The organism is Paenibacillus sp. FSL H7-0350, from assembly GCF_038593195.1.
Lineage (GTDB): Bacteria > Bacillota > Bacilli > Paenibacillales > Paenibacillaceae > Paenibacillus_AQ.
Genome location: NZ_CP151972.1, coordinates 3,354,647 through 3,376,622, shown reverse-complemented (window position 1 = coordinate 3,376,622; position 21,976 = coordinate 3,354,647). Strand labels below are relative to the sequence as shown.

At 51.7% G+C, this 21,976-nt stretch carries 15 protein-coding genes; 13 read left to right on the top strand and 2 right to left on the bottom strand.

Annotated elements, in window-relative coordinates:
* The first annotated feature begins 952 nt into the window (after positions 1-952).
* The 5 genes from NYE24_RS15415 to NYE24_RS15395 all read left to right on the top strand — a co-directional run bounded on the left by NYE24_RS15415 (position 953) and on the right by NYE24_RS15395 (position 6,166).
* On the top strand, positions 953-2,920 hold the full coding sequence (locus NYE24_RS15415; RefSeq protein WP_342479029.1) for a heavy metal translocating P-type ATPase: 1,968 nt from the start codon (positions 953-955) through the stop codon (positions 2,918-2,920).
* A 205-nt stretch (positions 2,921-3,125) separates the two neighbouring features.
* The gene (gene trxB / locus NYE24_RS15410; RefSeq protein ID WP_036694921.1) at positions 3,126-4,067 is read left to right on the top strand and encodes a thioredoxin-disulfide reductase; all 942 of its coding nucleotides are present in this window, start codon (positions 3,126-3,128) and stop codon (positions 4,065-4,067) included.
* An 83-nt stretch (positions 4,068-4,150) separates the two neighbouring features.
* Positions 4,151-4,387 carry a glutaredoxin family protein gene (locus tag NYE24_RS15405; RefSeq protein WP_036694922.1) on the top strand — a complete coding sequence of 79 codons (237 nt, stop codon included), beginning with the start codon at positions 4,151-4,153 and terminating at the stop codon, positions 4,385-4,387.
* A gap of 410 nt (positions 4,388-4,797) precedes the next feature.
* Positions 4,798-5,499: a phosphodiester glycosidase family protein gene (locus NYE24_RS15400; protein ID WP_076159749.1), complete on the top strand. Its 702-nt coding sequence runs from the start codon at positions 4,798-4,800 to the stop codon at positions 5,497-5,499.
* Positions 5,500-5,614: 115 nt separating this feature from the next.
* On the top strand, positions 5,615-6,166 hold the full coding sequence (locus NYE24_RS15395) for a hypothetical protein (RefSeq protein WP_036694924.1): 552 nt from the start codon (positions 5,615-5,617) through the stop codon (positions 6,164-6,166).
* A gap of 173 nt (positions 6,167-6,339) precedes the next feature.
* Here NYE24_RS15395 and NYE24_RS15390 read toward each other — a convergent pair whose 3' ends face one another.
* Positions 6,340-6,534, bottom strand: coding sequence for a hypothetical protein (locus NYE24_RS15390; protein WP_036694925.1), 195 nt, complete (start codon positions 6,532-6,534; stop codon positions 6,340-6,342).
* 229 nt (positions 6,535-6,763) lie between these two features.
* Positions 6,764-7,924 (bottom strand): ROK family protein, encoded by a 1,161-nt coding sequence (locus NYE24_RS15385; protein ID WP_342479028.1) that lies wholly within the window; start codon positions 7,922-7,924, stop codon positions 6,764-6,766.
* Positions 7,925-8,348: 424 nt separating this feature from the next.
* On the opposite strand from NYE24_RS15385, the gene xylA reads away from it, so the two are divergent.
* From xylA to NYE24_RS15345, 8 genes are all read left to right on the top strand, one after another.
* The gene (gene xylA, locus NYE24_RS15380) at positions 8,349-9,668 is read left to right on the top strand and encodes a xylose isomerase (RefSeq protein ID WP_036694948.1); all 1,320 of its coding nucleotides are present in this window, start codon (positions 8,349-8,351) and stop codon (positions 9,666-9,668) included.
* Between the two features lie 633 nt (positions 9,669-10,301).
* Entirely contained in the window at positions 10,302-11,798 is a 1,497-nt protein-coding gene (gene xylB, locus NYE24_RS15375) for a xylulokinase (protein WP_342479027.1), read from the top strand.
* A gap of 118 nt (positions 11,799-11,916) precedes the next feature.
* Entirely contained in the window at positions 11,917-13,461 is a 1,545-nt protein-coding gene (locus NYE24_RS15370) for a response regulator transcription factor (protein ID WP_342479026.1), read from the top strand.
* Positions 13,462-13,656: 195 nt separating this feature from the next.
* Positions 13,657-15,435 carry a histidine kinase gene (locus NYE24_RS15365; RefSeq protein WP_342479025.1) on the top strand — a complete coding sequence of 593 codons (1,779 nt, stop codon included), beginning with the start codon at positions 13,657-13,659 and terminating at the stop codon, positions 15,433-15,435.
* Between the two features lie 120 nt (positions 15,436-15,555).
* A complete protein-coding gene (locus NYE24_RS15360) occupies positions 15,556-16,536 on the top strand; it encodes an ABC transporter permease subunit (protein ID WP_036694952.1) in 981 nt (326 codons plus the stop codon).
* Positions 16,537-16,548: 12 nt separating this feature from the next.
* Complete coding sequence (locus NYE24_RS15355; protein ID WP_036694953.1) at positions 16,549-17,448, top strand: carbohydrate ABC transporter permease; 900 nt, start codon at positions 16,549-16,551, stop codon at positions 17,446-17,448.
* A 183-nt stretch (positions 17,449-17,631) separates the two neighbouring features.
* Entirely contained in the window at positions 17,632-19,374 is a 1,743-nt protein-coding gene (locus NYE24_RS15350) for an ABC transporter substrate-binding protein (RefSeq protein ID WP_036694954.1), read from the top strand.
* Between the two features lie 109 nt (positions 19,375-19,483).
* Entirely contained in the window at positions 19,484-21,865 is a 2,382-nt protein-coding gene (locus NYE24_RS15345; protein ID WP_342479024.1) for a glycoside hydrolase family 95 protein, read from the top strand.
* Positions 21,866-21,976: the final 111 nt, after the last annotated feature.

Below are 21,976 nucleotides of genomic sequence, written 5' to 3'. Positions count from 1 at the left end.
AGACTCACAGTTTATAAGCAGTATATAAAAAAGTGTCCCGCCATCGGCTCCTAGCAATGCCCGTGTGGGACACTTTTTTTGGTGTGCAACGACAGCCGGTTGATGCAATGGGGAACTGCGCACCTGGCCCCACCATTTGAAATCGCTGGATTAATGAGGTGCAGAAGTGCACCTGAATTCACCTAAAGTGGGAGATATGTGGAAATGAAGTGCAGAAGTGCACCTGAATTCACTCAAAGTGGGAGATATGTGGAAATGAGGTGCAGAAGTGCACCTGAATTCACCTAAAGTGGGAGATATGTGGAAATGAAGTGCAGAAGTGCACCTGAATTCGCCTAAAGCGGAAGATACGTGGAAATGAGGTGCAGAAGTGCACCTGATTTCGTAGCTGAACTATAAGTTACTGTTAATGACATTAAACAAATTCACATCCTTAGCTGCCACCTCACTAAAACGCCCTCATTAACCTCATTAACTCCACGAATCCCAAGCACCGCCACTAACCGTACTAAACACACTAATCAACTAGCGCCCCAGTAACCGCCTTAATCGCCTTAATCTCCTAACCCGCCTAGCCTGCTTTCCCTTCATCCGCCTCCCTAGCAATCTGTACCCTTTCCCCAGGTTTACCCTCTTTCCCAAAAATCAGGCTTGCCCCCGGGGTTTACTTTTACTCCTTGCGTGGTATAGTATAGGTATAAGTTGCGCTAAGGAAATATAGTTGCTCTATTGCAACAATGATTATCATTCTCATTTATCTCTCAGGCATGTCTTTCTTTTAGTCATCACTTTGAGTCATGCCATCATCCCAGTCATTATCCTCAACAACCATACCTATTCAACATGCTGTCCCGGCGATGCCGGGGCAGCATGTGTCATTTTAAGGGTGTTAATAATGGCTCTCATTCTCAAGTGTGCGCTTAACCAAAACCATTCAGGAAGGTGATTTATTATGCAAGCAACCTCGAAATCAATGCCCAAATCCATAGCGCGTCAAGGAGGGGCGCAGCAACCCCGTACTCCGGGACCGCGCCGCTTTGATCCGCTGGCAATGCTCAGCAACTCCGAAATGCAGGCCGCTCTGGGGAGCGGGCTGATTATGCTCGCAGCCTGGGCTACCAGCGGCTGGTCGGAGGTCTTATCTGTAATTCTCTACGTGATCTCGTATACACTGGGCGGCTGGATGAAGGCGAAAGAAGGCGTGGAGACGCTGGTCAAGGAGCGTGACCTGGATGTCAACCTGCTGATGATCGCCGCAGCGCTGGGTGCCGCCTCCATCGGGTACTGGAATGAAGGGGCGATGCTGATCTTCATCTTTGCGCTGAGCGGAGCGCTGGAGAGTTATACGATGGAACGCAGCAAAAAGGATATCTCCTCTCTGCTGGCCCTCAAGCCTGCCACTGCGGTCCGCATCGAGCAGGGCGCGATGAGTGAGGTAACCATTGATCAGCTCGTGCTGGGCGATCTGCTGCTGATCCGTCCGGGTGAGCTGGTTCCTGCTGACGGCAAGGTGTGCCGGGGGGAATCATCTGTGAATCAGGCCTCCATCACGGGAGAATCGCTTCCTGTAGACAAAACTGTCGGCAGTGAAGTATTCGCCGGCACCGTTAATGGAGAAGGCCCCCTGTATATAGAAGTAACGAAGACTGCCGAGAATACGCTGTTCGCCAAAATCATCCGCATGGTAGAAGAGGCGGAGAACGAAGTGCCGGATTCGCAGCGTTTTATCAAACGGCTGGAATCCGTATATGCCCGAGTTGTGGTGGCTGCCACAGTACTGCTGATCACCTTGCCGCCGTTTGTGCTGGACTGGAGCTGGAGCGATACGTTCTACAAGGCCATGGTCTTCCTGGTCGTGGCGTCCCCGTGTGCGCTGGTATCCTCAATCATGCCCGCCATGCTGTCGGCTATCTCCAAGAGCGCCCGCAAAGGCATCCTGTTCAAAGGCGGGGTTCATCTGGAGAATATGGCGCGGACCTCAGTTGTTGCTTTTGACAAAACGGGTACTCTGACGGAAGGCATTCCGCAGGTCACGGACTTCATCGCCGGAGAAGGGTATGTGCGGGAAGAGCTGCTGGCCGTGAGTGCCTCCATCGAGAAGCTGTCGGGGCATCCGCTGGCAGAGGCCATTGTCGCGCTGGCGGAAGCGGAGCAGATCGGACTGCGGGATATTGAAGAGAGCCAGTCGGTTACCGGCTGGGGAATTGAAGGCATCATAGACGGCCAGCTGTGGCGGATCGGCAAGTCCAATCTGCTGGATGAAGCGGAAGGGTCGGCTGCCGGGGCGGCTACGGACCATTGGAAGGCTCTGCGCAGCAGTCTGGAACAGGAAGGCAAAACGGTATCGCTGATCCTTGCCGGAGAGACCATCGCCGGAATGATTGCCCTGCAGGACACCGTTCGCCCCCAGGCGGCGGCTGCCGTGCGCAAGCTGCATGATCTGGGGATCAAGGTAGCGATGCTGACCGGTGACCGCGAGGCTACAGCCCGGGTCATTGCGGGGCAGAGCGGCGTTGACCTTGTGTTCGCCGGGCTTTTGCCGGAAGATAAGGTATCGCATATCAAGGCGCTTCGGGAGCAATACGGTCATGTGATCATGGTAGGCGATGGGGTGAATGATGCGCCTGCGCTCGCAACCGCAACGGTTGGCATGGGCATGGGCATGAAGGGCAGCGGGGCTGCACTGGAGATTGCCGATGTGGTGCTGATGAATGACAACATTGAAGAGATTGCCGGGACGATTGCCCTGGCGCGCCGGACGCAGCGGATTGTGAAGCAGAATATGATCTTTGCCGTAACGGTCATTGCCGCCTTGATGATCAGCAACTTTGTGCAGGGGATTGCGCTGCCGTTCGGGGTGGTCGGGCATGAGGGAAGTACGATTCTCGTTATCCTTAACGGATTGCGTCTGCTGCGTTAGAAGCCGGTGCAATGGAGGGAGCAGCAGAATATGTGCCCCCGCTTATTTTAAATTGCTTAAAATTGAATTGTTCACAAAAAGGAGCGTTTACAACGGTTCTGACATATTGACAACTCCCCTTGAGGTGATCATAATAAATACTAGATTATAATTATTTTAAATAAGGAATGGCGTCTTTTCCGTCCATCTCAAGGGGGATATCATCATGTACAAATCAATTATTGTCGGTACTGGACCGGCTGGATTGACAGCTGCTATATATTTGGCCCGGGCGAACCTGAACCCGCTCGTTATCGAAGGTCCGCAGCCAGGCGGACAGCTTACAACTACAACGGAGATCGAGAACTTCCCGGGATTCCCGGAAGGCATTCTGGGTCCTGATCTGATGGATAATATGCGCAAGCAGGCAGAGCGTTTCGGTGCGCAGTTCGTGACCGGCTGGGTGAACAGCGTGGAACTGGGTGACCGTCCGTTCAAGCTGAACGTGGAAGGCATGGGCACGCTGATTACGGATACGCTGATTATCTCCACGGGTGCTACTGCCAAGTATCTCGGGATTCCCGGGGAGCAGGATAACATCGGACGCGGGGTCAGCACTTGTGCTACCTGTGACGGATTTTTCTTCCGCGGCAAAGAGATCGTGGTGGTCGGCGGCGGCGATTCCGCGCTTGAAGAAGCGGGCTTCCTGACACGTTTTGCTTCCAAGGTAACCCTGGTGCACCGCCGTGAAGAGCTGCGGGCCTCGAAGATTATGCAGGACCGTGTCCGCGATAACGCCAAAGTGACCTGGGGACTGAACCGCACCCCTGTTGAAGTGATTGCCGGAGATAAGGGTGTAACCGGCCTGAAGGTGATCAACAACGAGACCGGGGAAGAAGAGTTCATTGAAGCCAGCGGGGTATTCGTGGCGGTCGGCCATCATCCGAATACGGCATTCCTGGGCGGACAAATCACTACGGATGCAAACGGTTATATTGTATCGAATCCCGGAACCTCCGAGACGAACATTCCCGGCGTATTCGCCTGCGGCGATGTGCAGGATACCCGTTACAGACAGGCCATCACGGCTGCAGGCAGCGGCTGTATGGCGGCTATGGATGCCGAGAAATATATCGAGAGCCTGGAGCACAGCGCAGTAATTATGTAAGTCTGGCATTTGGAGAAGCAAGGATTCCGGTGCTACAATAGAGCTCAGAGTCTAATACTTAGATACGAGGAGGAAATCATACTATGGAGAATGTAATTGTATACACATCGACGAATTGCCCGCATTGCCGTCAGGTGAAAAGCTTCCTGAGCGATAAAGGGGTAGCGTACGAAGAACGCAACATCGAGCAGAACGAAGAGTACGCCCAGCAGGTGTGGGATATGGGCATGAGAGCCGTGCCGATTACGGTGATCGGGGATATGAAGATCGTAGGCATGAACAAGACCAAGTTCGACAAGGCTCTGGCTGCAACGGAGTAATTAGCTGAATAGATTGAATAGCATACACAGGCCGCTTCCCGCTGGGAGGCGGTTTTTTTGTATATTTTGGGGTCCCCGTAAAGTATCTGAGTCATCATCGAGACTATAGCTGCACTTTTTGGGGTTATTTTTGGCGGTGCTGCTGCGGGATGAGTACTTATTATAATTGTCTTCGTAGTAAGGATGCTTAACATCCTACTTAGTACTCGACTATCCTCAAAAAGTAGTAGGGGAAGCAATGGGATTATACAAAATAATCCTTAAAAATTATCGATTGGGTAGTAAAAGAGATCTAATAATTCACCTACTAAGTGAAGGATTATCGACAACCGTTATTGTTAGGGAATGACAATGACAAGGGTTGATTCCCGCGATATCACCTCCACATCAAAATGAAAAGGGTGATTAATATGGCTAACGCGAAATATCGACAAACAACCTGGAATGGAATTACAGTAGATTATATTGAAGCAGATATGTCCACAATACGGATTAAAGATTTGGGGGGGACAAATCTCACAACCTCTAGCGAGTACGGGATTAACGGGACTTACTTTGACGATACTACGGGCTATGTTCATGGTATTGCCGTAACATCCGGTGGTACTCCAGTAAGAAATTATGCTTCAACCAATGCAACATTAAAACGCGGCAGGCTTGTTTGTATGCGACCCAATAACGGAACAAATCAAGTAGCATATGTCTCGGTCATCAACAAGATTGCTGACTTGTCCATTCCGACTGGCTGGATTGATTGGGCAATTGGAGGTGTCAGCTTAAAGTTGCAAGAAGCAGTTTCTAGCGAAGCTGCTTACAACAATCTCGTCAAGGATGAAAAAGGAAATCTAAGCTTTGGTGCTAACTTTCGTGCTGCAGTAGGTTATAATGGCAGCAAAATTATTATGGCTGCAATGACCAAAGCCACAAATTGTACAGCTTTGGACGCGAGAGGTATCATGAAATATCTTGGATGTACTGATGCAGTTATGTTGGATGGCAGCACAGCATCACAAATTCGTGCGAAACAAGTAAACAGCAGCGTACCTTACGTCTCAGGTGGTCCACGTAACATCTATAGTGTTATCACAGTAAATGGAGCAACTTGGTCTTAATACAATCATGCTTTTTATGGGAAATCCATTATCTGTTTCCTTTTTAATACATAATTGTGTAACCTTTTCTCATTGATAACGTCTAATTTTATATCATCCAAAAAGGTGGGATAAAATGTCAAAGTATATTGCTAGATTGGCTTTAAGCCTTTCAATGGTCATGTTCTTGTTGTTATCCTGTAGTAATGCGGCTCCAACGGGTGAATTAAATCAAGCAACCAGTACGACCTCACACAACAACTTGAAAGACAATAGCAACGAAAAAGCATCTGAAACAGATCAGTCAAAAAAAAATACCTTTAAAGCTGAACTAGCATTTGATGTGAGTTCTTTAGAAAATCAGTTATCCGAAGACCAGCGGCCACTGCTAAATGTTCTTGAAAAAAATCTAAAGGCACTTGTTGAGCACAACCACGAGGAGTTTCAAGCTGGGTTTGTTAATAAGAAATTAGCTGATGCCTTAGACTTTTACTATGGTGAAAACCTCCAATATAAGTTCACGGGTGTTGAAAGTGTAGAATTCAATTCCACAATCAAAAACCAGGTGCATATCACAGTCATTGGGGAATGTTTGGACAACAAGACTGGAAAGTTAGACTCAATTAAAATGATGTATGCCATTCGGCTGAATGAGAAAGGTACTTGGAACATATACACAATTGATTAACGCACCTATCCGTCATCATTAGAGCTAAAGTCTAACAATTGGTTACAACCGTGTGCGGAAAACAGAACACAATATGCAGGAACGAGGTCTGTGGGGGACTAAGGCATGACGAAGTGAGAGAAACAGCCGGGCGTTGAGCAGTTATAGAGTCTCCTGCGCAACGCGCCGGTCCATCAAGTAAGAGACATGAACATCTGAAAGACAGCATAGACGGCAATGCCGCTGGCGATAAGGAGGAATCCCGATTTCTTCCGCGACTGGAACAGACGCAGGACACCGAGGCTGACGAGCGGAGCAATGATGAGCAGCAGCAGCAGCACCGCTATGAACATCTTCGCCGAAATATCAGACGTATCAACATAAGTCATGGATTCTCTCTCCATTTCAGAAAAAAAGGGTATGGTGACAAATGTCACACAAGTATCCTTATTATATAGGATAGCTACTCCTTTTAGAGCAGGAAATGCAGATAAAAATGCGGCGATTTTAAGAAATATAAGAATTTATGCGCTAGCCAAAAGTGATCCTACTTTAATCACGCAAAAACAAGCCGCGTCATAAAAAGCATGCCGCAGCTGTTCCGCTTGTAAATATGCTTTATAGGGTCACGCGGATATTGCCCAGAAAATGCATGACCGCTGAAAATCCCGCTCCAATCATGGTTCCCCGGCTACCCAGCCTGGAGAAGGTGATTTCGAGCTGCTGCTTGTGGTAGGGGAGGGTACGCTCAGCTACCACCCGGCGCAGCGGCTCGCCGAGCCACGGCTCCGCCTCCGATAGAGCGCCGCCGATAACGATCAGCTCAGGATTGAAGCTGTTGATCAGATTGGTCACTCCGATCCCCAGATACTCGCCAATGGAGTTGAAATGGCTTAGCGTATCGGGCTGCCCCTCAAGCGCATACTTGACCAGTCCGGTCGTTGTGCGGGCCGGGAGGGAGAGGCCAGGGTTATCATAGGTTTTCTCGGAGGCGTACAGCTCCCAGCAGCCCCGGCTGCCGCAGCTGCAAGGCTTGCCTTCCGCTTCAATCGTCATATGTCCGGTCTCGCCCGCATAGCCGCGCGCTCCCTTATACAACTCTCCGCCGATAATAATCCCCGACCCGATCCCCGAGCCTGCGCTGATATACAGCAGATGGCGAACATCGCGTGCTGCGCCGAAGTTCAGCTCCCCTTGCGCACCTGCATTGGCCTCATTATCAATGGTGACCGGCACCGCGAAGGCGCTTTCCAGAATCGAACGCAGATCAACCATCTCCCAGCCCAGGTTGGGTGCGAACAAGACAACGCCCTGCTCATCGACCATTCCCGGGACGCCGACACCAATGCCCACGAGTCCGTAATGAGAAGGCGGGGCGGTAGCGATCAGCTCCGAGATCATCTGCTGCATCTGCCCGAGCACATAAGGGAAGTCGTGGTTCTCCAGCACACTGTCCCGTTCATGAAGAATGCCGCCCCCCAGGTTGCAGAGTACAGCCTTAAGCTGTTTCACACGCAGCTCGAGCCCGATTACAGTTCCTGCCATTTCGTTAAAATGCAGCATTAGCGGCTTGCGCCCGCCGCTGGATTCCCCGGGTCCGGCTTCTGTAACCAGCTGCTGCCCGCATAGCTCGGCTACCAGATTGGAGACGGTAGCTTTATTAAGGCCTGTCACCCCGGATACCTTGGCCCGTGAGATAGGAGAATGCTTACGGATGGTATGTAAAATAATCGATTTGTTAATTTTTTTGACCAGCGCCTGATCACCGGTAACTTTCAAGCAGCACACTTCCTTTTGCAATATAAGAATTTATAGGTCTCATACAATAATGTTCGTCCGGTCTGCTGATCGGCGGCATGTAACAATGAGGAAAGCCGTTGTTTCAGGATAGAACGGGGGCCTTGCACGTGCGGGAAGAGGGTAGCTGTGAAGCTGCGCTCCGCTGCGCGGGTATGCCCCCTAGTCTAGAATGAAGAGCGCAAAAATGCAACTACATCCATTGAACTGGAGCGAAAGTGAAATTTCATAATTTTATATATATGGAATTTAAAAGGGTGGGTATAGGCTCTGGGATCAATCGAAATACCGAGAAAAATAAAAATAAAAAAACTTTGTTTAACCAATATACAAAGTCAAAGAGATGTGTTAAGATGATGCTGTAAACGCTTGCGGGCGAAGCAAAATATCGAGGAGGATTTTACAAATGGCTTATTTTGAAACAGTGAGCAAGATCTCTTACGAGGGAAGCCGTTCCACCAACCCTTATGCATTCAAATTCTACAATTCCAAAGAAATCGTAGCCGGCAAAACAATGGAAGAACACCTGAAATTTGCAATGGCTTACTGGCATACATTAACAGCTGGCGGTTCCGATCCGTTCGGCGCTGAAACTGCAGTCCGCGCTTGGGACAAACTGAGCACGCTCGACAAGGCTAAGGCCCGTGCTGAAGCAGCATTCGAATTCATGGATAAGATGGACCTGCAGTACTACTGCTTCCATGATGTGGACATCGCCCCTGAAGGCGCGTCCCTGCGTGAGTTCTACAGCAACATCGATACCATCGTAGACATCCTTGAACAAGGCATGAAGGCTTCCGGCAAAAAATTGCTGTGGAACACTGCCAACATGTTCACCAACCCGCGCTACATGCACGGTGCAGGCTCCACATGCAACGCTGATGTATTCGCACACGCTGCTGCACAAGTGAAGAAGGGTCTGGAAGTGGGTAAACGTCTGGGCGCTGACAACTATGTATTCTGGGGCGGCCGTGAAGGTTATGAGACTCTGCTGAACACCAACATGCAGCTGGAGCAGGACAACATTGCCCGCCTGTTCAGCATGGCTGTTGATTATGCGAAGGAAATCGGCTTCGACGGCCAGTTCCTGATCGAGCCTAAGCCGAAAGAGCCTACCAAGCACCAATACGACTTCGATGCAGCAACCTGCATCGCATTCCTGCAGAAGTACAACCTGGATAAGCACTTCAAGCTGAACCTTGAAGCGAACCATGCTACACTGGCTGGCCACACCTTCGAGCATGAACTGCATGTAGCCCGTATTAACGGTATGCTGGGATCACTCGATGCGAACCAGGGCGATCCATTGCTCGGCTGGGATACAGATGAATTCCCTGCAAGCATCTACGATGCAACACTGACACTGTATGAAGTACTGAAGAACGATGGTCTGGGCAAAGGCGGAATCAACTTTGACTCCAAAGTACGCCGTCCTTCCTTCGAGCCTGAGGATCTGTTCCTGGCACACATCTCCGGTATGGACGTATACGCTAAGGGCCTGAAGGTAGCTGCTAAGCTGCTGGAAGACGGCGTATTCGAGAACTTCATTGCTGATCGTTACAGCAGCTTCAACGAAGGCGTTGGTGCTGACATCGTATCCGGCAAAGCGACACTGGCTTCGCTGGCTGACTACGCGCTGAACAACGAGAGCCCGCGTCCGAACAAATCCGGACGTCAGGAATTGCTGAGAGCTACACTTAACCAGTACATCCTGACTGCTGAGTAAGACGCTTCGGGATTTGCGGGATTGTCCGCAGATTCATTAGAGAATACACGCAACGGGGGTTGCTGAAGAGAGCATTCTTCGGCAGCCCCTTTTTTAATGCAGACTCGCGGGGTTTCCTGCGTAGTAGGGCATCGGAACTGCAGAAGTGAAATTATTCCATAAATGCGCTAAGTCTTGCGGATCTAGGACCGTGTGAGTGTATTTTGTGCAGTAGAATGCTCTAATTTCGCTGGGAAACAGCATTCTACTGTATTCCGTACAACAGATATTTGAGGGTACCCTACAAAACAGACTTTTCAACAAATTCTAGTGTACAAAGTGCAATAGCTTACGATTTTTGGCCGATTTAACGAGAATCTATTGCAGGAAATACAATTGCGGCTGCATCTTAGGCGTACCTCTCGCGTACTTTGGCCGTCCCTTTAGTGAAAGGTGTTTTTGAACGGCTGCGGAGTCGTTTCAAGAGAAGTAATGCTTCATATAACTAAGCGTATGCTTACGAAGCGAGTTTTGCTTGAAGTGAATACAGGAAGCAGAAGCTCGCAAAACTTAAGATTATGCTTACGAAGCGAGTTATATTGCGGAGTCGTTTCAAGAGAAGTAATGCTTCATATAACTTTTAGGAGGATAACTATGAAATATGTAATCGGTGTCGATCTTGGAACCAGCGCGGTAAAGACTGTACTGGTAGATCCTCAGGGCAAGGTAGCCTTTGAGCACTCTGAAGCGTATCCGCTCAGCAGACCCCAGCCGAACTGGAGTGAGCAGAACCCGGAGGATTGGGTGAAGGGAACCATCGCCAGTCTGAAGCGTCTGATGGAAGTATCGGGCGCTAAGCCTGGACAGATCGACGGTATCAGTTTCTCCGGCCAGATGCACGGGCTTGTGCTCGTTGACGGCGAAGGCAAGGCGCTGCGTCCGGCCATTCTCTGGAATGATACGCGTACAACTGCGGAATGCCGTAAGATTGAGAAGAAGCTTGGCAGCAAGCTGATCGATATCGCCAGAAACCGCGCGCTCGAAGGCTTCACGCTTCCGAAGATTCTGTGGGTCCAGGAGCATGAGCCGGAGGTGCTCGCGAAGGCTGAATTATTCCTGCTGCCGAAGGATTATGTGCGCTACCACCTGACAGGTGACTATGCCATGGACTACTCCGATGCAGCGGGAACCCTGCTGCTCGACGTTGGCGCGAAGCAGTGGAGTGCGGAGATTGCCGGAGCGTTCGATCTGCCGGTCTCCCTCTGTCCGAGACTGGTGGAATCCTTCGAGCAGACCGGAACCCTGCTTCCGGCAGTTGCCGAAGCCTCCGGCCTGCTGCCTACCACCAAGGTGTTCGCCGGCGGGGCAGACAATGCCTGCGGCGCACTGGGTGCAGGCATTCTGGGTGAAGGCCGGACGATGTGCAGCATCGGGACTTCCGGTGTGGTGTTGTCTTACGAGAGCAATAAGGATCTTAACCTCGAAGGCAAGGTCCATTTCTTCAACCACAGTGAGAAGGATGCCTTCTACATTATGGGCGTGACCCTGGCGGCAGGACACAGCCTGACCTGGTTCAAGGAGACCTTTGCAGCAGACAAGAGCTTCGACGAATTGCTGCAGGGAGTGAATGAAATCCCGGCTGGCAGCAGCGGTCTCTTGTTCACCCCTTACATCAGCGGGGAACGTACACCGCATCCGGATGCAAGCATCCGCGGCAGCTTCATCGGTATGGATTCCGGACATACTCTGTCCCACTTTACCCGCGCTGTGCTGGAAGGCATCACCTTCTCGCTGCGTGAATCGATTGAGATTGTGCGTGAATCCGGCAAAGAGATTACCGAGGTTGTGGCGATCGGCGGCGGGGCCAAGAATGAAGCCTGGCTGCAGATGCAGGCTGATATCTTCGGCGCTACGATCATCAAGCTGGAGAGTGAGCAAGGTCCGGCTATGGGCGCAGCTATGCTGGCAGCCTACGGTGCAGGCTGGTTCGAATCCCTGGGTAAATGTGCGGAAGCCTTCATCCGTCCGGCAGAGACCTATACCCCTAATGCAGATCAGGCGGCGCTATATGACGGGATCTTCGCTTTGTATCAGGATGTATACGGCCAGACCCGCGAGCTGAATGAGAAGCTGGCTTCTTACCGTAAATAGAATATCCGCACGGAATGACTGCCATCCTGTACAGGGTGGCAGCTTGTTTTCTTTTATATAGGTTATGGTATAAGCTTTGCTATAGAATCTGTATAAGCTCTGTGAAGGGAGGCCCCAATTGATCAAAGTACTGATTGTGGATGATGAGCCCAAGCTGAGGGAAGGGATGCGCACCTTGATTCCCTGGGAGGAAGAGGGGTATACCGTAGTGGCGACAGCGGCTAACGGTTATGAAGCGCTGGACAAATTCCGTGAGCTGAAACCTGGACTTGTGATGGCAGATATCCGCATGCCGGGAATGACCGGGCTGGAATTGATTGCTGAGCTGCGCAAGGAGAATCCGGGCTGCCATGTGCTGATTCTGAGCGGCTATGCCGATTTTGAATATGCGAAGCAGGCCATCTCCTATCATATTGACGGCTATTTACTTAAGCCGGTGGATGAGGAGGAACTGATCAGCTATCTGCAGGAGCTGCGGGAGAAAATCAGCCTGGAAGAACGGATCAACGAATGGCAGGCGCTGGAGCCGGCAAGAACCACCGAGGTGCTGGTGCGGGAGCTGCTGCAGTCGAAGGAAGGCGGAGAGCCGGCGGCCGAGTTGGGTCTTAAGGACAGCAGCTGCGAGGTGGTGCTGCTGGAATTGAAAGGGCTTAACAAGGGGGAAGATGCCCGCGAAGATGCGGTGAAGCGGCTGATGGAGCGGCATTGGCAGGAGGAGGAGCGCGGCTTCTTCTTCACCCTTCCCCCATACATGGGAATTCTGCTGAAGGAGCCGCTCCGGGATGGACGCGCCCGGGCGGCGCTCTGGCAGGAGCTGTACCAGCTAATCTCGAAGGAGGGGCTGGAGTTCGTGGCCGCAGCGGGCGGAGCAGCTGTCCGGCCGGAGGAGGCCAGTGAGTCCTTCGGGGCCGCACGCGCCCGGCTGGAGGATGCCTTCTTCGGGCAGAAGAACACACTGCTCTGCGAAATGCCGGACCTCTGGGAGGAGCCTGCACAAGCTGCGGTTGAACCGGAGGAGGAGCCGGACCCCGAGCGTGACATCGAGGTGCAGCTGCTGCTGGCAGTGGAGGCTGGAAGCAGCGGGGTGGCCAGGGAGCTAACGCTGCAGATTATCCGCCAGCTCGTGCATACCCAGCGGGACGAGACCTATATCAAGGATCAGCTGCTGCGGATTGTCAGCAGCACAATTGCCCGGCTGGAGGCGGCGAGTCCTGAGCTGCGCCCGCTGATTGCCGGACAAGCCTCGCCGATGGGCGAGGTCTACAGCAGCAGATATCTGCATGATGCAGAGCGGCTGGTGTCGGGCTATATGGAGCAGCTCTCCCGGCTGACAGGCAGCGGAAGCGGGCGCGGCGATGAGATTAAGCGGATCACGGATCTGATCCAGCGGCGGTATAAGGAGAATTTGAAGCTGGGTACACTTGCGGAGATTTTTAACTATAATAGTGCTTATTTGGGTAAAATGTTCAAGAACCAGGTGGGCGAGCACTTCAACACGTATCTGGATAAGGTGCGGATCGAGAAGGCCAAGCAGCTGCTGACCCAGGGCATGAAGGTCTATGAGGTAGCCGAGCAGGTTGGATACATGAACTCCGATTACTTCAACGCCAAATTCCGCAAATATGTCGGCGTCTCCCCAAGCGCGTACCGCAAGGAGAACTAGACTTAAAGCACTTAACGAAAAGCAAAAAGAAGCGGAAGGGAAATTTGGAACTGCAGGTCGCGGCAAGCTTGCAGATAATCAGGTATGAGGCTTATGATATACAGGCTGTTCCCCTTCTTGCAGAAGACCGGGAGCAGCCTGTTTGTATAGAGAGGGGAGATTGATATCAAAAAGCTGGTGCGGATGGTCAATAATATGAAGCTGAAATACAAGCTGATCTTCTTTTATATCATAGTGGTGATGATTCCCGTGCTGATTGCCGGGATTATTCTGACGAATTATTTTCGGGAGGGAGCCTTGAACAGAGCGATAGATCAGGCCACCAACAACGTGGAAAAGATCAAAAGCCAGTTGTACAGCAAGCTGCGTGTCCCTACAGATATTTCGAATCTGCTCTATTTCGATGAGGATCTGGAGCGGCTGGTTAATACGCATTATCCGAGTATCCTGGAGCTGACCAAGGCTTACCTGAATTATACCGACCTCAAGGAATATGTGCTGCGGTACCGGGAAATCTCCAATATCCGCTTTTTTATCGATAATCCCACACTGGTGGACGATATGTCCATCGCGCCGGTAACGCCGGAGATCCGTACGAGAAACTGGTATACACAGGCTATGCAGAACAATCAGATCTACTGGATGTATATCCACGATAAGGACCCTTATATCAACAGCCCCAAAGGAACCATCAACAAGCTGAGCCTGGTCCGCCAGGTGCCCTACCCAGAATATAGCAAGTCAGGAATTCTGATGGTGCAGGTGAATCAGAATGAGCTGAACCAGATGCTGCACCAGGAGCCGTTCGAGACCATTATTATCGATGAGCAGGGCTATATTGTATCTGCCAAAAACCCGCAGCTGGTGGGCAGCACGGTGGATGCTTTTGACATAGGGATTGATGTGCAGGCGCAGTCCAAGGGCGTGTTCACGACCCAGGTGAAGGACAAGGATTCCTACGTCATCATCGATGAGATGATCCCTGAGCTGAGTGTCAGCAGCCTGAAGATTATCTCGGTATTTGAGACCAAAAGTATTCTGAGCGATGCCAATAAGGTGAGTCAGCTGGGCCTGTTTATCGTAATCGGGGTGCTGCTGGTTGCGCTTGTACTGGTCTATACGATCTCGCTGCTGACGAGCAATCGGCTGCTGCGGCTGAGCCGCCAGCTCAATCAAGTGGCCCTCGGTAACCTGAATGTCGTCTCTCACATTGACGGAACAGATGAGATCGGCCAGCTGTCGCGCCAGTTCAACTACATGGTAGCCAGCATCAACCAGCTGATTACCCAGGTGATAGAGAGCAATGAGAAGAACAGTACGCTGGAGATCGCGCAGCGGGAGATTAAGCTGAAGATGATGGCCAGCCAGATCCATCCGCATTTTCTGTTCAACGCCCTGGAGTCCATCCGTATGAATGCCCATCTGAGGGGAGAGAAGGAGATCGCCAATATTGTCCGGCTGCTGGGCAAGCTGATGCGCAAGAATCTGGAAGTCGGCCGGGAGAGAGCGCCGATCAAGGAAGAGATTGAGATGATCCGCTCCTATCTGGAGATTCAGAAGTTCCGGTACGAGGACAGGCTGGAATATGAGATTACCTTCGATCCCGCCGCCGCTGAGGTGATGATACCGCCGCTGATTATCCAGCCGCTGGTGGAGAATTCGGTCGTTCACGGTCTGGAGAATAAGGAAGGCACGGTGCATGTCAGCATCGCTATTACCCTCACGGAGAATCAGGAGATTCAGGTGATTGTAATGGATGACGGGATCGGGATGAAGGAAGGACGGCTGTCCGAGATTATGGAGGTCATCACCAAGGTGGAGGAAGAGGATCAGGGCCGGATCGGGCTGCGCAATGTGCAGCAGAGACTGACACTGTATTACGGAGCGGAGCACGGGCTGAGCATCTCAAGCCGGGAAGGAGAGGGGACACGGATTACATTTTCAATCCCTAGGGACAGTGATTTGAAGGCTTAAGGGGATACAGGCGGGGAGAATGTCTAATTTCTATAGGTTTTTACGTGAAATCTGTTGGGTATTCTCGCCCCCGGCGCTGGGATAAGATAAAGCTATCAAAGCGAAGGGGGAATATTGATCGTGAAAGCGCTCACTGAAAGCGGTGTTACAGCAAATGAAAGCGTAACCCCCCGCCCACCTGCGAAACGGAATAGTGGATTTTGGAAAAGCGTACTCCAGCAAAAGTACTTATACCTGATGTCCCTTCCATTCGTAATCTGGGTATTTATATTCAGCTATGTGCCTATATGGGGATGGCTAATGGCCTTCCAGAATTATAAGCCGGTCAGGTCGTTCAGCGAACAGAAATGGGTTGGACTGGATAACTTCAGGGAGCTGTTCCAGGATGAACGCTTCTACCTTGTATTAAGAAATACACTGGCGATGAGTATGCTGGGGCTGATCTTCGGCTTCGTGGTTCCGATTCTGTTTGCGGTCTTGCTCAATGAGCTGCGCGGAAGCGTCTTCAAAAGAACGGTCCAGACGATATCTTACCTGCCCCACTTTGTATCCTGGGTGGTTGTAGGCGGAATTGTCTACAAGACGCTTGCGATTGACGGGGGGATCGTGAATGATTTGCTGCTCTGGATGAATGTGATTGATGAGCCGATCCAGTTCATGGCTAAAGGTAAATACTTCTGGGGAGTCTTAACCGCAGCGGATATTTGGAAAGAAACAGGCTGGAATGCAATTATCTATCTGGCAGCGATTACAGGCATTGATAAAGAGCTGTATGAAGCGGCGAAGGTGGATGGGGCAGGCAGAATCAAACAGATGTTCAATATTACATTGCCGGGGATTCGTACGACGATTACGGTACTCCTGATCATGTCGATTGGTCATCTGGTCGGAATCGGCTTTGAGAAGCAGTTCCAATTGCAGAACAATCTTGTTACCGATTATTCGGAAGTGTTGGATTTGTATGCGCTTAAATACGGGATACAGATTGGACGGTTCTCCTATGGTACAGCGATAAGCATGTTCACCTCGGTAGTCAGTGTCATTCTGCTGTTCACGGCTAACGGAGTGATGAAGAAATTAACGAAAGAAAGCATTATGTAAGGAGGGGATCAAATGGGCGGCAAAGCTTTTCAAATGTCTAAAGGTGAACGTATATTCGACGTGTTTCTCTACATCACTCTGGGATTAGTCATGATTGTGACCTTATATCCCTTTCTGAACGTGCTGGCGATTTCCTTCAATGAATCTACAGATACGGTCCGGGGCGGCATCTATATCTTCCCGCGGGTCTGGACTCTGGAGAATTACCAGCGGATCTTCAGCTATACCGGCCTGATTCAAGGCTTCAAAATATCGATTCTGCGTACCGTTTCAGGTACACTGCTGGGTCTGGTGAGTTCCTCTATGCTGGCGTTTACGCTCAGCCGTCCGGAATTCAGAGCGAGAAGATTCATCTCGGTTTTTCTGGCCTTGACCATGTATTTCTCTGGCGGTATGGTGCCGATGTACATTTTGATGAAGGATTTGCATCTGATCGGGACGTTCTGGATCTACATTTTGCCGGGTGCGGTTGCCGCATTTAATGTGTTCATTATCCGCTCCTTTATGGACGGACTGCCCTTTGCCCTGCAGGAATCGGCTAAGCTGGACGGGGCGAATGACTTTATGATTTTCTACAAAATCATCCTTCCGCTCTGCAAGCCGGTACTCGCAACTGTCGCGCTGTTCCTGGCTGTAGGACAATGGAATGAGTGGTTCACCACCTATCTCTACAACGGCAACAAGCCGCATCTGACTACGCTGCAGTACGAGCTGATGAAGGTCCTGTCTTCGACCAATCAGGGCAGCGGCATGGCAAATGCGAATGATATGGCCAGACAGATGGCGCAGATTTCACCGGAGTCGATCAAGATGGCGATTACCATTGTCGTAACCGTGCCGATTCTCGTGGTCTATCCGTTCCTGCAAAAGTATTTTGTCGGCGGGATGACGTTGGGTGCAGTTAAGGCATAGGCTTTAACCCAGGAGTGACAGGGGAGAAGCTGCCGGGTTCAGTGCAGGGCCGGGCAGCTAACCCGCTTAGGTAATTAATGGAAACTTATATTTATAGTAGTTTTGCAAGCGTTCACAATGGTATATTCAGGTCTCACCTGATATGCATAGAGGCAATATATTAAGATACAAGGGGGATACACAATGAACCGCAAGAGTACCAAGACCATCTTCACACTCCTGCTGATGAGCTCGATGCTGATCGCTGGTTGTGGAGGCAACGGCAATAATGCAGCCAACAATACGACTCCTAACAACACAGGAACTACACCTGATGCTACTGCCGCAGCAGATGATACGGCTCTAGATACCTCGCCAGCTACATTCACCTTCTTCGGTGCAGATGCCAGTCCGAACTGGAACAAGATGCAGGATGATGTTGGTAAAGCCATTACAGAAAAGACAGGCGTCACCCTTGAAGCTGAATTCGATGTAGGCAGCGGCGGCGGCGACCAGAAGATTGCGATGATGGCAGCCAGCGGAGACGTTCCTGATATTATTTTCGCTAAAGGTAGTCTGAGTACCCTGGTGGATGCCGGCCTGATCCTTGATATGACGGACCTCATTGATAAATATGGCCCTAACCTCAAGAAGGTCTACGGCGAGAACATGAACCGTCTGAAGTACAGCCTGGACGATCAGAGTATTTATCAGATTCCTACGAATATGGGTGTCGGCCAGAAGTCCTTCGATGCCACAGGCGGATTTGAAATCCAGCATCGTGTGCTCAAAGAGCTTGGCTATCCGAAGGTACGGACTGTAGCTGATTTTGAAAAGGTGCTGAAGGATTATGTCGCTCTGCATCCGGAAACCGATGGACAGCCTACGATTCCGCTGACGCTGAATGCCGATGACTGGAAGATTATGATCACCGTGACCAACCCGGCCTTCACTACAACCGGCGCACCGGATGACGGTGAATATTATGTGGACCCTGAGACCTTCGAAGCGAAGCTTCACTACAAACGCGCCGAAGAAAAGGAATACTTCCGCTGGCTGAACGGCATGTACAATCAAGGCCTGCTCGATAAGGATACCTTCGTACAAAAGGATGACCAGTACAAAGCGAAAGTAGCCAGCGGCCGTGTACTCGGTCTGATCTCCCAGGAATGGGAATACTCTGATGGTGAGAATGCCCTGAAGGCTGCCGGCAAAGACGAGTATACCTATGGACACTTCCCTGTAACCCTGACCGAAGAGTATAAGGATCATTCCTTCATGCAGACCGGTATCGACGGTTACGGTATCGCAATTACTACAGCAGCCAAAGATCCTGAGCGGATCATCAAATGGCTGGACTGGATGTCCTCCGATGAAGGCCAGGTCCTGAGAACCTGGGGGATTAAAGACAAGCACTATACTGTGGATGCAAACGGCAAACGTGAGGTTCTGCCTGAGATCCGTGACGGCTTAGCCAATGATACAGCGAACACTCAAAAAACAACCGGGATCGGCCAGTACCTGATCTTCGGTGCACGGTATGGCGACGGAGTGAAGGATTCAACAGACAACTACTACACTACAAGCTTCCCTGAACAGATCGTTGCTTCCTATTCAGAAGCTGAGAAGGAATCCCTTGCCGGATATAAGGCGACTACCTGGAAGGATCTGTTCCCGAAAGAGGATGAATTCCCTGTAAAAGAAACAGGTGCCCTGTACAACCTGCCGGTTCCGACAGACGGTAAATATCAAGTCATTTTCAAAAAGACCCAGGACATCGTACGTAAACGTATCCCGGAAGCGATTCTGTCCAAACCGGCTGATTTCGATAAAGTCTATGATGCCTTCCTGGCTGAGCTGGACAAAGCCGGCGCTCAGGATATGGAAAAAGAATTCACTGAGCTGGTGAAGAAGAGAGTATCCCTGTGGACAGGCAAAAATCTGTAAATCCTAATAGGATGTAGCATGATCCAGAGTATAGCAGAAGGCAGAAAGGCCCGACTTAGGTCAGGGCCTTTTGCTGTATTCAGAACTTAGTACGAAGGGTGAGGAGAATATGGAAACTAAACAAAAGAAATCCGCGTGGAAGCTTAGATATAGCCAGCCCGCAGCCGTCTGGGAAGAGGCGCTGCCGCTGGGGAACGGGCACATGGGGGCTATGGTATTCGGCGGTACCGCCAGAGAGCTGATCTCGCTGAATGAGGATACCTTATGGTCCGGGTTCCCCCGGGATACCAATAATTATGAAGCGCTCAGGTATCTGGAGAGAACCCGGGAGCTAATCGCTGCTGGGCGGTATGGTGAGGCCGAGGATATGGTGAATGCTCATATGCTGGGGGTCAACGCCCAGGCCTACATGCCGCTTGGGGACCTGATTCTTACGCAGCCGGGCGCAGAGAACTGTACGGCTTATGAAAGAGAGCTGGATTTGGATAGCGGAGTTGCCAAAGTGGCCTACCAGACGGAGCAGGGCAACTTCACCCGTGAGGTGTTCATCAGCACACCGGACCAGGTCGGTGTCGTGCATCTGACAAGCGGTCAGCCGGGAGGAATTCACCTGGAGCTTGCACTGGACAGCCAATTACAGCATAGCGTTAGTCCAGCGGAGGGGAACGGGCTGGTAATGCAGGGGCGCTGCCCCTCGCATATTGCTGACAATTACCACCAGGATCATCCGCTTGCGGTGCTCTATGAGGAGGGGCTTGGAGTTGCGTTCGAGCTGCACCTGCATGTACAGGTCACCGGGGGAAGTATCGGGAATTCCGCAGGCAAGCTGGTAATCAGTGGCGCGGAGCGTGTGCTGCTGCTGCTGGCTGCCGGGACAGATTATGAGGAGGTGCGGGCCAGAGCAAGCCATAGAGCCGCAGCGCCAGCTCAGTATTCCACAGCTATGCTAAGCCCGGCGGAGCTATGCGCCAGCAGATTAAGCGCTGCGGCGGGTAAGACTTATGAGGAGCTGCGGAGAAGGCATACCGGGGATCATCAGGCGATCTTCCGCCGGGTGGATCTGGATCTCGGCGGTCACGAGGCGGAGGAGCGGCCAACCGATGAACGTCTGGCTGCCTATCAGGAGGGGGCAGAAGACCCGGCACTGGAGGCCCTGCTGTTCCAATATGGCCGCTATCTGCTGATGGGCAGCTCACGGGCCGGAACACAGGCGGCGAATCTGCAGGGGATCTGGAATCCCCATGTTCAGCCGCCATGGAGCAGCAATTACACGACCAATATTAATACGCAGATGAACTATTGGCTGGCGGAGGTCTGCAATCTCAGCGAATGCCATGAACCGCTCCTTGAGCTGACTAAGGAGCTTAGTGAGACCGGAGCCAGAACGGCTGCCATCCATTATGGAGCGCGCGGCTGGGCAGCCCATCATAATGTGGATCTGTGGAAGGCTTCCACACTGTCTGGCGGAGATGCCAGCTGGGCCTTCTGGCCCATGGGCGGCGTGTGGCTATGCCGTCACCTGTGGGAGCATTACGAATTCAACCCGGATTTGGAGTATTTGGGCGAGACCGCTTATCCGCTAATGAAAGGAGCAGCCCTCTTCTGCCTGGATTGGCTGGTGGAAGGACCGGAGGGCCGGCTGGTTACCAGCCCGTCTACTTCGCCGGAGAACCGGTTTGTCACGGAGGACGGCAGGGCTTGCAGTATATCTATGGGCTCGGCCATGGATATGAGCCTCATCGCTGAGTTAATGCAGCACTGCCTGGAGGCTGCGCGTATTCTCAGCGTGGACGCTAAGTTTCAGGAGGAGCTGGAGCAGACGCTTGCCCGTCTGTCTCCGCTGAAGATCAGCAAGAGCGGACGGGTGCAGGAATGGCTCTATGACTTCGCCGAAGCAGAGCCGGGGCACCGCCATGTCTCCCACCTGTACAGCCTGTATCCGGGCAACCGGATTAACAGGCGGGACACGCCGGAGCTGCTGGAAGCCAGCCGTTTAACGCTGGAGCAGCGGGTTGCTTCCGGCGGGGGACATACCGGCTGGAGCTGTGCTTGGCTGATCAATCTCTATGCCCGGCTCGCAGACGGCGATGCGGCTTACGGCTATGTGCGCACGCTGCTAACCCGCTCCATCTACACCAACCTGTTCGATGCGCATCCGCCGTTTCAGATTGACGGTAATTTCGGTTCGGCCGCCGGAATTGCAGAAATGCTGCTGCAGAGTCATCTCGGGGAGCTTGCGCTGCTTCCCGCGCTGCCGGGAGCCTGGAAGAACGGCCGTATCAGCGGCCTGAAGGCACGCGGGGGGTATGAGGTGGACATCGAATGGCAGGCTGGGGTTCTGGTATCCGCGCGGATTACAGCCCGGTTCGATGGAACGTTGCGCCTCGGCTATACGCAAGAGCTGATGCTACAGCTTGCAGACGGCCAACGACAGGCGCTGAACGGTACGCTTGAGGTTATGGCTGGCGGGGTGTATTGGGTGGGGGTGTGAGCACCTAAGGGACAAGTGATATGCGTAATTGCACTCTGTACAACTAAATCGTCTGATGTACCGCTGAATATCCGTTTAGCTGTATTCCATACAATTAAAATGCCTCTATAT

What these genes read in the sequence shown, in the direction of transcription:
- NYE24_RS15415 (WP_342479029.1), top strand. Translation starts at nt 953, where the DNA reads ATGCAAGCAACCTCGAAATCAATGCCCAAATCCATAGCGCGTCAAGGA.
- trxB (WP_036694921.1), top strand. Translation starts at nt 3,126, where the DNA reads ATGTACAAATCAATTATTGTCGGTACTGGACCGGCTGGATTGACAGCT.
- NYE24_RS15405 (WP_036694922.1), top strand. Translation starts at nt 4,151, where the DNA reads ATGGAGAATGTAATTGTATACACATCGACGAATTGCCCGCATTGCCGT.
- NYE24_RS15400 (WP_076159749.1), top strand. Translation starts at nt 4,798, where the DNA reads ATGGCTAACGCGAAATATCGACAAACAACCTGGAATGGAATTACAGTA.
- NYE24_RS15395 (WP_036694924.1), top strand. Translation starts at nt 5,615, where the DNA reads ATGTCAAAGTATATTGCTAGATTGGCTTTAAGCCTTTCAATGGTCATG.
- NYE24_RS15390 (WP_036694925.1), bottom strand. Translation starts at nt 6,534, where the DNA reads ATGACTTATGTTGATACGTCTGATATTTCGGCGAAGATGTTCATAGCG.
- xylA (WP_036694948.1), top strand. Translation starts at nt 8,349, where the DNA reads ATGGCTTATTTTGAAACAGTGAGCAAGATCTCTTACGAGGGAAGCCGT.
- xylB (WP_342479027.1), top strand. Translation starts at nt 10,302, where the DNA reads ATGAAATATGTAATCGGTGTCGATCTTGGAACCAGCGCGGTAAAGACT.
- NYE24_RS15365 (WP_342479025.1), top strand. Translation starts at nt 13,657, where the DNA reads ATGAAGCTGAAATACAAGCTGATCTTCTTTTATATCATAGTGGTGATG.
- NYE24_RS15355 (WP_036694953.1), top strand. Translation starts at nt 16,549, where the DNA reads ATGGGCGGCAAAGCTTTTCAAATGTCTAAAGGTGAACGTATATTCGAC.
- NYE24_RS15350 (WP_036694954.1), top strand. Translation starts at nt 17,632, where the DNA reads ATGAACCGCAAGAGTACCAAGACCATCTTCACACTCCTGCTGATGAGC.
- NYE24_RS15345 (WP_342479024.1), top strand. Translation starts at nt 19,484, where the DNA reads ATGGAAACTAAACAAAAGAAATCCGCGTGGAAGCTTAGATATAGCCAG.